At 65.3% G+C, this 15,160-nt stretch carries 12 protein-coding genes; 11 read left to right on the top strand and 1 reads right to left on the bottom strand.

Features of this window, described 5'->3' with window-relative positions:
• Nucleotides 1–185: 185 nt before the first annotated feature.
• Nucleotides 186–1,124: a helix-turn-helix domain-containing protein gene (locus tag P0M04_RS30245; protein ID WP_259450248.1), complete on the bottom strand. Its 939-nt coding sequence runs from the start codon at nucleotides 1,122–1,124 to the stop codon at nucleotides 186–188.
• A 277-nt stretch (nucleotides 1,125–1,401) separates the two neighbouring features.
• On the opposite strand from P0M04_RS30245, the gene P0M04_RS30240 reads away from it, so the two are divergent.
• The 11 genes from P0M04_RS30240 to P0M04_RS30190 all read left to right on the top strand — a co-directional run bounded on the left by P0M04_RS30240 (nucleotide 1,402) and on the right by P0M04_RS30190 (nucleotide 15,148).
• Nucleotides 1,402–4,323, top strand: coding sequence for a TonB-dependent receptor domain-containing protein (locus P0M04_RS30240; protein WP_259450247.1), 2,922 nt, complete (start codon nucleotides 1,402–1,404; stop codon nucleotides 4,321–4,323).
• A 108-nt stretch (nucleotides 4,324–4,431) separates the two neighbouring features.
• Nucleotides 4,432–4,578: a hypothetical protein gene (locus P0M04_RS30235; protein WP_259450246.1), complete on the top strand. Its 147-nt coding sequence runs from the start codon at nucleotides 4,432–4,434 to the stop codon at nucleotides 4,576–4,578.
• A complete protein-coding gene (locus P0M04_RS30230) occupies nucleotides 4,575–5,156 on the top strand; it encodes a cytochrome b (protein ID WP_259450245.1) in 582 nt (193 codons plus the stop codon). Before P0M04_RS30235 ends, P0M04_RS30230 begins: the two co-directional genes overlap by 4 nt.
• On the top strand, nucleotides 5,153–5,734 hold the full coding sequence (locus tag P0M04_RS30225; RefSeq protein ID WP_259450244.1) for a YceI family protein: 582 nt from the start codon (nucleotides 5,153–5,155) through the stop codon (nucleotides 5,732–5,734). Before P0M04_RS30230 ends, P0M04_RS30225 begins: the two co-directional genes overlap by 4 nt.
• Nucleotides 5,735–5,788: 54 nt before the next feature.
• Entirely contained in the window at nucleotides 5,789–8,641 is a 2,853-nt protein-coding gene (locus P0M04_RS30220; protein ID WP_259450243.1) for a TonB-dependent receptor plug domain-containing protein, read from the top strand.
• A 19-nt stretch (nucleotides 8,642–8,660) separates the two neighbouring features.
• Nucleotides 8,661–9,080 (top strand): nuclear transport factor 2 family protein, encoded by a 420-nt coding sequence (locus P0M04_RS30215; protein ID WP_259450242.1) that lies wholly within the window; start codon nucleotides 8,661–8,663, stop codon nucleotides 9,078–9,080.
• A gap of 10 nt (nucleotides 9,081–9,090) precedes the next feature.
• Nucleotides 9,091–10,410: a hypothetical protein gene (locus P0M04_RS30210; RefSeq protein ID WP_259450241.1), complete on the top strand. Its 1,320-nt coding sequence runs from the start codon at nucleotides 9,091–9,093 to the stop codon at nucleotides 10,408–10,410.
• Between the two features lie 30 nt (nucleotides 10,411–10,440).
• Nucleotides 10,441–11,073, top strand: a complete 633-nt coding sequence (locus P0M04_RS30205; RefSeq protein ID WP_259450240.1) for a hypothetical protein — start codon at nucleotides 10,441–10,443, stop codon at nucleotides 11,071–11,073.
• On the top strand, nucleotides 11,063–13,273 hold the full coding sequence (locus P0M04_RS30200; RefSeq protein ID WP_259450239.1) for a carboxylesterase family protein: 2,211 nt from the start codon (nucleotides 11,063–11,065) through the stop codon (nucleotides 13,271–13,273). Before P0M04_RS30205 ends, P0M04_RS30200 begins: the two co-directional genes overlap by 11 nt.
• Before the next feature lie 14 nt (nucleotides 13,274–13,287).
• The gene (locus tag P0M04_RS30195) at nucleotides 13,288–13,794 is read left to right on the top strand and encodes a GlcG/HbpS family heme-binding protein (protein ID WP_259450238.1); all 507 of its coding nucleotides are present in this window, start codon (nucleotides 13,288–13,290) and stop codon (nucleotides 13,792–13,794) included.
• 16 nt (nucleotides 13,795–13,810) lie between these two features.
• Nucleotides 13,811–15,148: a hypothetical protein gene (locus P0M04_RS30190; protein WP_259450237.1), complete on the top strand. Its 1,338-nt coding sequence runs from the start codon at nucleotides 13,811–13,813 to the stop codon at nucleotides 15,146–15,148.
• The last annotated feature ends 12 nt before the right edge of the window (nucleotides 15,149–15,160 follow it).

Here is a 15,160-nt window from a genome sequence, read left to right as displayed (position 1 = left end):
CCGAAGTAGTCGTTTGGACCTTCGGAATTCTAGGGAGTAAATATGTGGCTGGATGACAAGGCCCGTAAAACCGGGTAAATGCTTGTAAAGATGGGGGCGCAGGTGCCCGTCTCGCCGCAGTCACGGCCCCTTCGGTGCCGGGCACCGGGTTCCATGAGCCGATCCATTCGCAGGAGCCACATCGCTCAACTGCTGCGTTGGGCGTGGTCACGGGAGGCTGCCCGGAACTGGCTCGGCGTCTGTCCGACTTCCTTGCAGAAGAAGCGCGTGAAGTAGGCGGCGTTCGAGAAGCCCAGCGACAACGCGATCTGCTCGATCGACGTATCGCCGAAAATCAGACCGCGCCTCGCTTCCGTGACGAGACGCGCATGAATCATCTTGGTCGGGCTTTGTCCGAACGCGGCGGCGCAAGCCGCGCGCAATTGGGTCAACGACACTGCCAACATCGAGGCGTAATCGTGCGCCGACAGGTTTTCCCAGTAATGCTGGTCGATCAAATCGCGAAAGCGTTCCGTCAACTGGATCTCGTTGTGCTTCGCCCCTTCGTCGTCCAGCGGAGTCAAGCCGGCGCCGCGCACCAGCATCAGCAGCAGCACCGTCAGCAGCGCCTCCGTTTGCACCTCATGGCCAACCGTCCTGGCCGCAATTTCCTTGTCCAGTTTCCTGATCTGGTCATGCAACGCCATTGGCGCGTCCTGCCGATCCGACAAAGGAATCATCCGGGGCTCGGACCATAGCTGGATGAATTCGTCGAGCTTGCCGTTCACCCGCGCCAGATAGGCTGCTTCGACCGTTACCACCCAGCGGTCCACATCGAGCTCATAGTCCAGCCCATGTACGCATTCGGCCGGCAGCAGCAGGACACACGGGCCTTCGAAAGATACGATCGAACCGTCGAGGTTCATGACGCCACGTCCGCTGCGCACGAAGATCACCTGGCCATAGCCGGGATGCGCATGCGGCGACGTTTGCCGGCGGCCTCGGTTGACGACGTGGCCGACGTGCACGGACCAGTTCCCCGTCTCCTCGGCACGTTCGACATACAGGCGGACCTTGGGCACCGTCGCCAGCGGCACGATGTTGCTCAGGTAGCGTGTGCCATTTGTCGACGTGTTGCGTGTCATGCTTGTCTCCTTGACGACGTTTGATCAGCCAATCTGACGTTGGCCCTGTTGTCGATGGCAAGAGCCTGTTTTCGCGGCATTCCGTCATCGAGCGGTATTAATACTACATGCAGTTTTCTGCTAACGCTACATTCTGAACGCGGCTTTTATTTCACCCAGGCCTGGTAACAAAAGTGCCAGCGTTTATGATTTTTGTGCAGAGTCGCGCGAAGCCGGCTCAGCTATTCTCCTCTCAGAGCCTGTCTTAAAACTACATACGGCACGGAGGAGAACTTATATGCGGAATGATAAAAAGACCGCCATCATGGCGTCGAAGCGGAGCGGGAACCGGCGACCTGCGGACATCAACCTCAACGCCGTCACGCGCGGGATCAGATCAATCGGTTTTGCCTCCGCATTGGTCGGCACAGGCACGCTCCTCATCGGATCGTGCGCTCATGCGCAGTCCGAACAGCAGCCGTCCGCGCAGGCGATCAGCGAGGTGGTCGTCACCGGCTCGCGGGTAAGCCCGGGCAGCCAGAGCCCGACGCCGCTCACGGCCGTGAATGCCGACGACCTGCTCACCGTGAAACCCGGCAGCATCTCCGACGCGATCAACGAGCTGCCGATTTTCGCCGGATCGCGTGGCCAGAACGGCAATCCCGGCAACGGCACCACGAACAATTCGGGCAATCTGCAGAATCTGCGCGGTCTCGGGTATGCCCGTACGCTGGTCCTGTGGGATGGCCACCGGCTGCCGGCGACGACGCAGGACCAGCTGGTCGACACCGACATGATCCCGCAGATGCTGCTGAAACGCGTGGATATCGTGACGGGCGGTGCGTCGGCGGTCTATGGTTCCGATGCCGTCGCCGGTGTCATCAACTTCGTCACGGATACGCATTTCACGGGCGTCAAAACCCAGGTGCAGGGTGGCGTGTCGACCTATGGCGATGACAAGACTTCCGATATCGGTATCGCGGGCGGCAAGGATCTGTTCAATGGAAAAGGTCACGTCATCGCGAGCTATCAATACCGCGACGATCCGGGTGTCCCGTACCGGACGGACCGTCCGTGGGGCACGCATCAATGGACCGTGCAGGGTGCGGGGACGGCGGCGAATCCTTATCGACTCGCCGACAACACGCGCATCGCGACATCGTCGTTCGGTGGCCTGGTGCGTGGCGGCCCGCTGGGTGGCCTCGACTTCACCCAGAACGGCGTGCTGACTCCCTTCGTGCACGGTGCGCCAACCGGAAACGCCAACTATGAAAGCGGCGGCGGCGGCGCGTATTACAACGGCTCGATCCGTGGGTCGATGCGCTCGCACCAGGCGTTTGCACGGCTCGACTATGATGTCAGCGACAGCGTCCACGGCTATGTCGAAGGCAGCCTGACCGACAATCGCACGCAGAACTTCGGTGCCTACAACGCGCTTCTCAACGGGGTGACGCTCAGCGCGACCAATCCGTATCTCGCGCAGAATTACCAGAACCAACTGGCCGCGGCGAATGCCGCGACCTTCAACGTCGCGCGGGTATTTGCCGACGCGCCGCGCATCAACACCGCCGGCAAGAGCGACCAGTATTTCCTCAACGGCGGCTTGAACGGCGAGCTCGCCAATGGCGCGAAATGGAATATCGCCGGCACCCACGCACGCGCCAGGCTCGACACCCGCAACGACAACAACTGGAACAATCAGCGGCTGGCCGCGGCACTCGACGCGGTCGTCAATCCCGCTACCGGACAGGTCGTCTGCCGGGCCTCGCTCACCAGCAGCGCCTACGCAAATTGCGTGCCGCTGAATATCCTTGGCCCGACCGCGCCGAGCCAGGCGGCCCTTGGCTATATCACGCAGGCCACCTCGTTCGCCGTGACGAACACCCTCGACGAGATCGAAGGCACGATTTCCGGCGCGCCGTTCTCGACCTGGGCCGGACCGGTCGACGCCGCCCTGACGGGCCAGTGGCGCAAGCAAACCTACGCCGTCGCGACCGACGCGCTGCCGACCGATAAAGCCGACTGCAGCGGCATCAGTTTCAACTGCACGTCGTCGACCTTCCTGTATCTGGATCCCACGATCGCCGCACGTTCGAAGGTGTCGCAGACCGTGAAGGAAATCGCCGGCGAATCCGACATCCCCCTCCTCAAGAACGCGGGCTTCGCCAGGAACCTCAATCTCAACCTCGCGGCGCGATTCACCGACTACGACACCAGCGGCCGCGCCTGGACTTACAAGGCAGGCGTCGACTGGGACGTCAGCAGGGAGCTCAAGTTGCGCAGCAGCTATTCGCGCGACATCCGTGCGCCCAACCTCAACGACCTGTTCCAGCCGGCGACGTCGAACGCCGGATCGTTCACGGATCTGCTGACCGGACTCAGTCCCAGGGTGCCTGTCACGGTCGGCGGCAATCCCGACCTGAAGCCCGAGGTGGGCAAGACTTTCGCCGCCGGCATCGTGATCAAACCGGCGTTCCTGCCGGGATTCAACGCGTCGCTGGACTACTTCAACATCAAGGTGATCGACGCGATCACCAACATCCAGGGTACCAACCCTTCGGTGCAGGCAACCTGCTATGCCAGCGGCGGTACGTCGCCCTACTGTGCGCTGCAGACGCGTCCGCTGGGCTTCGCCAACACCAGCGCGGCCAATGCCGTCACCTCGTTCATCAACACGGTCATCAATATCGGCAGCATGAAGACACGGGGTTTCGACTTCGAAGCCAACTACCGGACCAAACTGCTCGGCAATCCGCTCGGCCTGCGTCTGCTGACGACCTATCAGCCGAGCATCGTGTACGAAACACCGGGTCTGCAGACCATCGATGTGGGCGGCGTCGGCTTCAGCTCCAACGCGCTCCAGGCCAGCGCGCGGGTGCGCGGCACCTTCTTCGTCGACTACAAAGTCGGAGATTTCTCGGTCAACGCCAGCGAGCGCTGGCGCAGCAGGCTGGCATTCACCGGCGATCCGACGCAGATCGTCTCGTCGCCCGACGCGCCGGCCATCGCCTACACCAACCTCAACCTCGGCTGGAACTTCAGTGCGGGCGCCGGGCGCAAGGCACAGCTGTTCTTCAACGTGCAGAACCTGTTCAACCGGCAGCCGCCACCCATCGCCTTCCTGGGCGGTAACGGTGCGGTCGGGACCTTCGGCGGCTTCGCGCAGGGCGACGACCCTGTCGGCCGCTACTTCACGGTCGGGCTGCGGATCAACCTGTAACCAGCCATCGGTCCGCGGCGGCCGGGGCCACCGCGGACTGTTCCAGACGTCGTCGATCGTGTCCCGCAAGCGACACGTCGGCTGCTTGCGCCTTGAATTTTTAACATCATGAACCTCGACCTCACACACACCACCTCGAGCGATCCCGTTCCCGCCGACGATGGGGCAGAAACGAACGCCGACCGTCCCGACCTGCGCGCATTCGTGTTTGCGCTGTTCTTCGTCTTTGGCGACTCTGCGCCGGGGTCTGCATGAAGGCCGGCGTCGAAGGTCTCCCGCTGTCGCCGCAGCCGAAATACGGCGCCGGTGCCATGCTGTTCCACTGGCTGCTGGCAGCGATGATCGTGCTGGCCCTGGTGCTCGGCTGGTACATGGCCGGCCTGCCGTTCTCGCCCGCGCGCGTCAGGCTGTTCAATTGGCATAAGTGGCTGGGCATGACCGTCCTGCTGGTCGCCGCGCTGCGCCTGGCCTGGCGGCTGGGACATCCGGCACCGCCCCTGCCGCCGTCCATGGCGGGGTGGGAGAGGGGGCTTGCCCATCTCAGCCACGGTCTGATGTACCTGCTGTTCTTCGCGGTGCCGCTGATCGGCTGGGCACGCAGCAGCGCGGCCGGATTCCAGATCGTCTACCTCGGCCTCGTGCCCTTGCCTGACCTGGTCGGCAAGGACAAGGCGCTCGCGGCCTTGCTGGCGCAGGCGCACATGGTCGGCGCCTGGCTGCTCGCGGCGCTGGTCGTGCTCCACGTCGCGGCCGCCGTCAAGCACGCCGTCATCGACAGGGACGGAGTCTTTTCCAGGATGCTCCCATCACTCTTCACCAACAGGAACCCATGAACACATTTTCCACTTCGAGGTTGACGGCAGTCGTCGCACTGGTCGCCGCCTGCGGGACCGGCGTCGCGGCGCCGGTCAAGTACACCATCGATCCAAGCCATACCTACCCGAGTTTCGAGGCGGACCACAAGGGCGGTTTGTCAGTGTGGCGCGGTAAGTTCAACAAGACGGCCGGCACCGCGGTGCTGGACCGCGAAGCGAGGACGGGCACCGTCGACGTCACGATCGACATGGAGTCGATCGACTTCGGCCTCGATGCGCTGAACACGCACGCCAGGAGCGCCGCGATCTTCGACACGGCGCGATTCCCCGTCGCCGTCTACAAGGGGACCATCGTTTTCGATGGCGATGTTCCCGCCGCCATCGACGGCGCGTTGACGATGCATGGCGTGACCAGGCCGGTCAGGCTGTCCCTCAATTCTTTCCTCTGCAAGCCCGACAACATGACCAAGGTCGAAGTGTGCGGTGCCGACGCGCTCGGCAGCTTCGACCGCGCCGATTTCGGCGTCACGTTCGGCACGGGATTCAAGATGCAGACGGTCTTGCGGATCCAGGTGGAGGCCCGCAGGGATCAGTGACGACGAACGGGCAAGCAGGGTCTTCCAAAAAATACAAGACAGGAGAGAGAGACAATGAATCATGCACCACGCACGCGCCTGGCCGGCGCGCTCGCACTCGCGTTCCCCTTGCTGGGCCAGGCCCAGACGACCGATCAGGACAAGCCGATGGAATCGGTGGTCGTCACGGGTTCGCGCGTCATCGTCAACGGCGACAACAGCCCGACACCCGTCACGGCGGTGCGCGCGCAGGATCTGCTGTCCCTGCAGCCGTCCACGATCGCCGACGCGCTGAACACGCTGCCGGTCTTTTCCAGCCCGCGCAACCAGACCTCGAATCCGAGCGCGGGCGGCGCGGCCGTTTCGGGTGGCGGCAACCCGGCCTCGAACCAGCTGAACCTGCGCAACCTGGGCGCGGTGCGGACCCTGGTCCTGTTCGACGGCCATCGCGTCGCGCCGACGACGGCGAACGGCACGGTCGACGTGGACATGATCCCGCAGATGATCCTGAAACGGGTCGACGTCGTCACCGGCGGCGCCTCCGCGGTCTATGGTTCCGACGCCATCTCGGGCGTCGTGAACTTCGTCACGGACAACCGCTTCAATGGTCTGAAGACGAATATCCAGGCCGGCATCGCGGAGAAGGGCGACGCACGCCAATCGCAGTTTGGCGTCGCCTACGGCACGAGCATCGGCGACAAGGGCCACTTCGTGGGCAGCTACGAATTCCGCGACGACAAGGGTATTTTGTACCGCTCGTCGCGCCCGGCCACGGCGCTGACCACCATCCAGGGTGCAGGGACGGCGGCGCTGCCGTACTTCGTCGCCGGCGACACGCGGCTGGCCACCAGTTCCTTCGGCGGGTATGTCCGGACCGGCGTGCTGGCGGGGCAGCAGTTCGGCGCCAACGGTGTGTTGACCGCATTCGACAAGGGCAACCGCACCGGCTTCAATCCGACGGTGCCGACCCAGAGCGGGGGCGACGGTGCCTACTATGACGGCTCGCTCAAGGCGCCCTTGCGCAGCCACCAGCTGTTCGGCCGGTTCGACTACGACTTCTCCGACACTACGCGTGGCTATGTCGAAGTGGCGGGCAATCTGAAACGCAATGCGTTCTATGCCAACTGGCCCTTGCTGAACGGCGTGACCATCAGCAGGGACAATGCCTTCCTGCCCACCGCCTACCGTGACCAGCTGCTCGCCGCCAACCAGGCCACGTTCACCCTGGGCAAGGTAATCCAGACCGCGCCGCGCATGAATCCGGTGATCGACGAGCACCAGCTCTTCGTGAATGCCGGCCTCGATGGCGAGTTCGGCAACGGCTACAAATGGGAAGCGGGCTATGTCCACAGCGTCTCGTCGATGCTGGTGACCACCAACGGGAATCTCAACAACCTGCGCCTCTCGGCCGCGCTCGATGCGGTGGCAGGGGCGGACGGCACGCCGGTGTGCCGCGTGACCCTGACGAATCCGACGGCCTTTCCGGGATGCGTGCCGCTGAACGTGTTCGGCCCCGGCTCGGAAAGCGCCGCGGCGATCTCCTATATTCTGGGTGACACCCATTTCAACGCCCACACCTTCCAGGACGATATCTCTGGCAGCATCAGCGGCGCGCCGTTCAGCACGTGGGCGGGACCCGTCAGCGTCGCGGTGTCGGGCGACTGGCGCCGCCAGGCCTATCGTGCGACCAGCGATGCAACGTCTTCGGACCCGGCGAACCTGTTTGGTTGCGCGGCAAACGGGTTGCGCTTCAACTGCACGCAGGCGACCCAGCCCTGGTTCCAGCCTTACTCGAACCGTTCGCGCGTGGCCCAGACGGTCAAGGAAGCCGCCCTCGAATTCAATGCGCCCGTGCTCAAGGACGCCGCATGGGCCAGGACCTTCGACGTGAACGGCGCCGTGCGCTACACCAACTACGATACCAGCGGCACGTACCTGACGTGGAAGGTCGGCGCCGACTGGCACCTGAACGACGAGGTCCGGCTGCGCTCGACGCGTTCGCGCGACATCCGTGCCCCGACCCTCGACGACCTGTTCGCGTCCGCGACGACGGCATCCGGATCGAACGCCACCGACAGCCTGCTGGGCGTGCAATCGACCGCGCCCAACACCACGAAAGCAAACCCCGACCTCAAGGCGGAGAAGGGCGACACGACGACCGTCGGCGTGGTGTACCAGTCGAGCCGTGTGCGCGGTTTCAGCCTCGCGCTGGATGCCTTCGACATCAAGGTCAGCGACGCCATCACCCAGGTGCAGGGAACGAATTTTTCCTATCAGGCCGCCTGCTACGCGAGCGGGGGCACGTCGCCGCTCTGCGCGACGCAGATCCGGGCGCTGGGCAACTTCCAGAACACGCCGGGCAACGTGGTGACCCAATGGTTCAGCTTCCCGATCAATTTCGCGAAGGTGCATACCTGGGGCGCGGATTTCGAGGCGAACTACGCGACGAGCATCCAGGGGCGTCCTCTGACCTTGCGCGGCCTGGTCACGTGGCAGCCGCATCTGCGCTACATGACGCCCGGCTTGCCGACCCAGGACATGGGCGGCGTCGCCTACGGCGCCAACGGCCTGCAGGCGAGCCCGGTCTGGCGCACGACCCTGTTCGCCCGCTTCAACCCTACCAAGGCGCTCACCCTCGACGTGATGGAACGCTGGCGCAGCGCGCTGGCCTTGAGCGCGGACCCGACCCAGGTCACGACCGGAAGCGTGAAGTCGTTCGCCACGACCAATCTGAACATCGACTACAGGATCAAGCTGGCGTCGGGCACCGTGAACCTGTATGCCAATGTGCAGAACCTGTTCAACCGGATTCCGCCGGGGGCGAACTTCAGCGGGACGCAACAGAACCCGGGCCAGTTCGGCGGCTTTCCGATGGGGGACGATCCGGTCGGGCGGTATGTCGCGGCCGGTTTGCGCTTCAATTACTGATGAACCCGGGAGCAATCCAATGAAACGAATTTTCACATACGCATGCCTGTGGCTGTTGCCGCTGTGCGCCTTCGCCGGGGAACCGGCAACGCAGAACATCCTTGAACTCGAAGACCAGTGGACGGCGGCGCTGATCAAGGGCGACACGGCGTTTCTCGAGCGGCTCTACAGCGACGATATCGTCTACACCCACACCAACGGCGCGGTGAACACCAAGGCGCAGGTGCTCGATGCGATCAAGGCCGGCAAGGCGAAGTATTTTTCCGTCGACCGCAGCGACGTCAAGGTGCAAAGCCATGGCGACACACGGATCGTCACGTTCCGCGCCGTCATCAAGGTCAATGCGGTCACCTTGCCGTCACGGATGATCCACGTGTTCGTCCGGCAGGATGGCGAGTGGCGGATGGCGGCCTACCAATCGACCCGCCTGCCGGACTGAGGGGGCCACGATGACGTTTCGCATCGGCCTGGCATTGGCCTTGTTGATCGCAGCGGTGCACGGTGCGGCCGGCGCGGAGGGCGCGCTGCGTGCCGCCGCGGCACGCGTCGACATCACGCCGCCACTCGAAGAATTGCCGGCGCCGTACAAGTCGGTTTACGACCCCATCTACGTGCGGGCGCTGGTGCTCGACAATGGTACGGCGCGCGCGGCCGTGATCGTCGCCGATGTGCCGGCCATCCAGGCCGGCATCCACGCGGATCTGATCAGGCAGGTCGCGGCGCACGGCGGCATCCCGCCCGACAACATCCTCCTGGGCGCCAGCCACACGCACAACTCGATCCGCGTGGCTGCCAGCAACTCGGGCGGTATCATCGCCGGTTCCGACGCGTTCACGCGCCGCGTGACCGATGCGACGCTGGCGGCTGTCCGGCAAGCCGTGGCGGGCCTGCAGCCGGCACGTGCAGGCTACGCGGTGGGCAAGAGCCATCTGATCGCCAACCGCAACGAATGGTCGCCGGCCGAACACCGCTACATCGATGGCATCGACCGCAGCGGCTCCCAGTTCGTCGATCCGTCGCTGGCCGTGCTCAAGGTCGAGACCTTGTCCGGCGAACCGCTTGCGCTGCTGTTGAATTACGGGATCGAACCGGTGGTCGACGAAGCGCAGCCGGACGAAATCAGCGGCGACGTGCCGGGAGCCGCGGCGCGCTACGTCGAACAGGCGAGCGGCGACAAGGCGGTGGCGCTGTTCACCATTGGACCCGCGGCCAGTCCGGCCTACCGGGTGTGGACCCGGCCCGTACCCGATCCGCGCGACGCGGCGCGCGCGCACCGCCTGCTGAGCGCCATGGGTACGCTGCTGGGCGAGGAAGCCCTGGCCACCGCCCGCGATGTCAAGCGCATGTCGGCACGCATGCGCATCACGGGCGGGGTGCAGACGCTGCAGTGTCCGGGCAAGGTCACGACGCCGCAGAACCTGGCGCGCGAATGCTCGAACGCGCCGGGCGCAACGGTGCCGGCATGCCGCTTCAGGGATGCGGAAGGGCCGCCGGTCGCCTTGCACTACGGCTTGTTGCAGCTGGGGGATGTCGCGCTGGTCCACGCGGACGCCAACATCGTGCCGTCGGTCGGCTATCGCCTGAAACAGGCGTTGCCGCTGGCGAATGCCATGGTGGTCCTCGACAACTTCGGACCATTCCGCTTCCTGGTCGACGATGCCAGCTATCCCTTGAATACGTACGAGGCCACGGCGACCCGTGCTCGGCAGGGTTGCGGGGAACAGGGACTGGTCGACGGGGTTCTGCAATTGCTGGACCGGTCGCGCTAAGTGCGCGGAATGTAACGGGAGAGAATCAGCATGAAGATGAAATCGATGTGCCTGGTGTTCGCGCTGGCCGGCGCGCTTGGTCCGGCATCCGCCGCGCTCGCGCAGCCCTTGCAGGTGCAGGCACCGCCCACGGGGTTCTCGGGCGAACTGGTGAGCTATACGGACGACAGCGTCACGCTGACGGACAAGGATGGCAGGCAGGTCGTCGTGGCCATGACGCCCGGCTGGTCCGTGTCGCGGCCGCGCAGCCTGCCGGCCACGGCGCTCAAGCCCGGCGATTTCGTCGCCACGGCCAACAAGGTCGTCGATGAGCGTACCGGCCAGTCCACCGAGCTGCGCATCATGGAGCCCGGCTATCGTCCCGAATACGGCACGCACCTGATGGCCCGGAGCGGGACCGCAATGACGCACGGCACGGTCGGCAACGTGAGGCAGACCGCCGCCGGCGTCGAGCTGGACGTGGCGTATCCTGGCGGCGCCCGCCACCTGATTCTGGCGGACGGTATGACGATCACCGGTTACGAGCCGCTCGCGCGCGGCGTACTGAAGCCCGGCACCCGCGTCAGCGCGGTCGTGCGCAAGGGCGAGGATGGCATTCCCCGCGCGGGCCGGCTGACCCTCGACCAGAACATCAACGAGAAGGAAACAGGACATGAGCAGTAGCAGACTCACATTCGGACTGGCGCTCGTACTCGCCGCGGCGCTGCCGGCCGCCGCGATGGCGCAAGGCGCGCCCGACGTCGGGCACGTGCCCGAGCTCGCGATCGGCCTGGCGAAGGCGCCGTCGGCGAACGGGCTTGCCGTGACGAGTCCGGCGTTTGCGCAGGGCGACGGGATTCCGCTGGCGAACACACAATACGGCGCCAACCGCTTTCCCGGCCTGCACTGGACAGCAGGGCCGCGCGGAACGGCGTCATACGCCGTCATCGTGCAGGGCGACCCGCGTGCGGACGGACATGCCGCCGCCACGTCGATCCATTTGACGGCGGTTAACCTGCCAGCCGACGCCACCAGCCTGCCCGCCGGCATGACGACCTTGCCGGCCGGCGCCGCTTACGGGCCGAACGTGCACGGGCTGGCGCAACCCTATGCCGGACCCCACACACATACGGCGGCCCGGCAGCCTTACCACTTCCAGGTGTTCGCCCTCGACACGACGCTGGCAACCGACCCGTCGCTGACGTTCGACAAGGCCATCGCGGCGATGCAGGGACACGTGCTCGCCAGCGGTGACCTGGTCGGCATGTCGGGCAAGCCCGCGGAGGAAAATTATGCGAAGGCCGTGCCCACCGAATCGGGCCTGGTCGCCGGCATTCCCGGCCGCGATCCATCGGTGACGGTGTACAAGGGCATCCCGTATGCCGCGGCACCGGTCGGCGCGCTGCGCTGGCGCCCGCCGGCACCGGCGCCCGCCTGGGACGGCGTGCGCAAGGCCGACCGGTTCGGCCACCTCTGCCCGCAGCCCGCCGGACCCGGCGCGTCCGAGGAGGACATGAGCGAGGACTGCCTGACACTGAACATCTGGACGGGCGCCCGGCCCGAGAGCCGGCCGCGCCCGGTGCTGGTGTGGATCTATCCGGGCGGCTTCATCGGCGGCAGCGGATCGGACCCGCTGTTCGACGGCGAAGGACTGGCCCGCAAGGGCATCGTCGTGGTCACGTTCAACTATCGCCTGGGCGTGTTCGGGTTTCTCGCGACGCCGGAACTCAGCAGCGAAGCCGCGCGCGAGTCGGGCCATGCGGCCTCGGGCAACTATGGCTTGCTGGACGACCTCGCGGTCTTGAAGTGGGTCCAGCGCAATATCGCGGCGTTCGGCGGCGATCCGAAGCGCGTGACGATCGCCGGCCAGTCGGCGGGCGCGGGCTCGGTCGGCTTCCTGTCGATCTCGCCGCTGGCCAAGGGATTGTTCCAGCATGCGATCGCGGAAAGCCACGCACGCGATCCGCGCGATCCGGAGCTGCGCTACCTGTCCGTGTCGTACCGGCTGATGAAGCCGGCCGAGGAAGCCGGCGCGCGCTTCGCCGAGGCCAAAGGGACGCGCGATCTTGCCGCACTGCGCGCCATGTCCTGGCAGCGGATGGTCGAGGGCAGCAACACGGTCGACGGCGGCATCGACACGCTGAGCACCGCCAAACCGCCGCTGTTCCGGCCGGTGATCGATGGCTGGGTGCTGCCGCGCAACTATAGCGCGACGCTGGCCGCGCACGCGCAGAACAAGGTCGTCTTCATAGCCGGCAGTAACAAGGACGAAACCGGCGCCGTTCCGGACACGGCCTTCGCCGCCATACGCGCGCGCTCGGGGCCGCCGCGGGCAGGCGCGCCGCAGGTCAACGTCACCCTCGATGGCTTCAGGCAGTACGCGCACGCCAAGTTCGGCCGGCTCGCCGAACAGTTCCTCAAGCTTTATCCGGCTACCAACGACGAGGAAGCTGCGCGCGCGAGCAACGAGGCGGCACGCGACAACTCCCGTATCTCGACCTGGTCCTGGGCGCGCGACTGGACGAAAGGATCCGGACGCCCGGTCTATACCTTCTTCTGGACCCATGCGCCGCCCGGGCCGGATGCGGCCCTGCGCGGGGCCTATCACGGGGCGGAGATCAACTATGCCCTCGGCAACCTGTACGCGACGGACCGCCCCTGGACCGAGGACGACCGGAGGATCGCGGATACGATGTCATCGTACTGGGCGAACATCGTCAAGACCGGCAATCCGAATGGCGCTGGCTTGCCGGACTGGCCCGCCTATGATGCCCGGGCCTCTTCGGTGATGTTGTTGGGCGATCGCTTCGAGACGGCGCCGATCGCGACACCGGAACGGATCGCCTTCTGGCAGCGCTTCTTCTCGACTCAGAAACCATGGTAAATCAGGAGCATCCGATGACATACCGAACCCTGCTTTTCGCGGCGGTCCTGTACGCGGCAACGGCAGCGGGCCCGGCACGTGCCCAGGTGTCGCCGTCGATCGACCCGAACCAGATCACCCAGGCCGAAGCGCTCGCTATCGCACAGGCCGCCATACGCGCGTGCAAGGCGCAGGGCATGTCCGTCAACGTACAGGTGGCCGACGCGGATGGCCACCTGCGAGTGGCGCTGGCGAGCGAGAACGCGACGCTGGCCGGGCTCACGACGGCGCCCCAGAAGCTCGCCGCCGTACTCGCCTTTCACACGTCGACGCGTGCGCTGCAGGCGCGCGTGGCGAGCGATCCCGGCTTCGCGGCACAGTACGGCAAGGATCCGCGATACCACTTTTCGCCTGGCGGGCTGCCGATCTACAAGGCCGGCAACTTCGTCGCGGTGATCGCCGTGGGCGGCGGACGGAACGTCGATGAAAGCTGTGCCATCGACGCGTTGAAATTACTGCCGTGGGCGAAGACCGGCAACTGATGTGGGGATGACGTCAATGAAGAGAATTCTCGAGCTCATGGTTGTACTGGTTTCGCTGGCCCCGGCCGGGTCGTACGCGCAGTTTTCCGCGGCGCCGCACAGCGAGGTGGCCACCCGGACGACTTTCGTGCGCCTGGCGGATAACGCGAACGCCATTGTCATCGAGCCGGCGGTGCCCAATCCCGCCAAACGCCGCATCGGTTTGCTGGTGACCCATCCCGACCGGATCAATAATTTCAACTACTTCACCGGACTGGCGCTTCCCGCTTACGGTTACACGGTGATGATCTTGAATTACTATGGCCCGGAGCAGACCTATGACGAGTTCATTGCGCCGATCGCGGCTGCGATCAGGGCGTTGAAAGCGCTGCCGGGCGTGCAGAAGGTCGTCATGGTCGGCCATAGCACGGGCGGGCCGGAAATGACGTATTACCAGGACATCGCGGAGAATGGACCGGCCGCATGCCGGGAGCCGCAACGCATCTACAAATGCCGTGCCGGCGACCTGGCGGGCCTGCCGAGGGCCGATGGTGTCGTGCTGCTCGATAGTAACTCAGGGGCGCCCGAGCGAACGATGGCGCTGAACCCGGCCGTCGATCCGCATCACCCGCGCCGGCGCGACGCGGCGCTCGACATGTTCGATCCGAAGAACGGCTTCGACCCCGCCACCAAAGGCGCGACTTACCGCCCTGAATTCCTCGCGCGATTCTTTGCGGCCCAGAGCAAGCGTGCCAATGAACTGATCGACGAGGCGCTGGGACGCCTGCGCAAGATCGAGAACGGGGAGGGCGAATTCATCGACGACGAGCCTTTCGTGGTCGCCGGGGCGAGCCTGTACGTCAATGGCGCCCGGCCGGAACTGGCGGACCTGCGTCTCCTGTCGAGAACGCACTCGTCCCATCTGCTGCTCAAGGCCGACGGATCGACACCGGTGCAGGTGATCCCGCTGGTCATGGAGCCGCGCGCGGCGCCGCAGGACGAGAACAAGCTGTTCCAGACCACGCTCAATGTCACGGTGCGCCATTATCTGTCGTTTCAGGGCCTGCGTACCGATCCCGGCTATGCGCTGACGGAGAACGACATCATCGGCGTGCAGTGGCGCAGCACGCCGAACAGCATCCAGGGAAATCTGGAAGGCATCCGCGTTCCTACCCTGGTGATGGCCGCCACGTGCTCGCCCCATCTGGTCTTGAACGAAATCGCCTATGACCATGCGGCGGCGGGCGACAAGGCGTTCGTCGGCGTCGAAGGCGCGAATCACGGCTTTCTTCCGTGCCGGCCCGAATACGGCGGCACGTTCGGGAAAACCTTCGACTTTGTCGACAAGTGGCTGAGCAAGCCCGGGCGCTTCTGAACGGGGACAGCC

The sequence above is a fragment of the Telluria mixta genome (genome assembly GCF_029223865.1).
Taxonomy (GTDB): Bacteria; Pseudomonadota; Gammaproteobacteria; order Burkholderiales; family Burkholderiaceae_D; genus Telluria; species Telluria mixta.
This window is presented reverse-complemented; position numbering and strand designations above follow the sequence as displayed.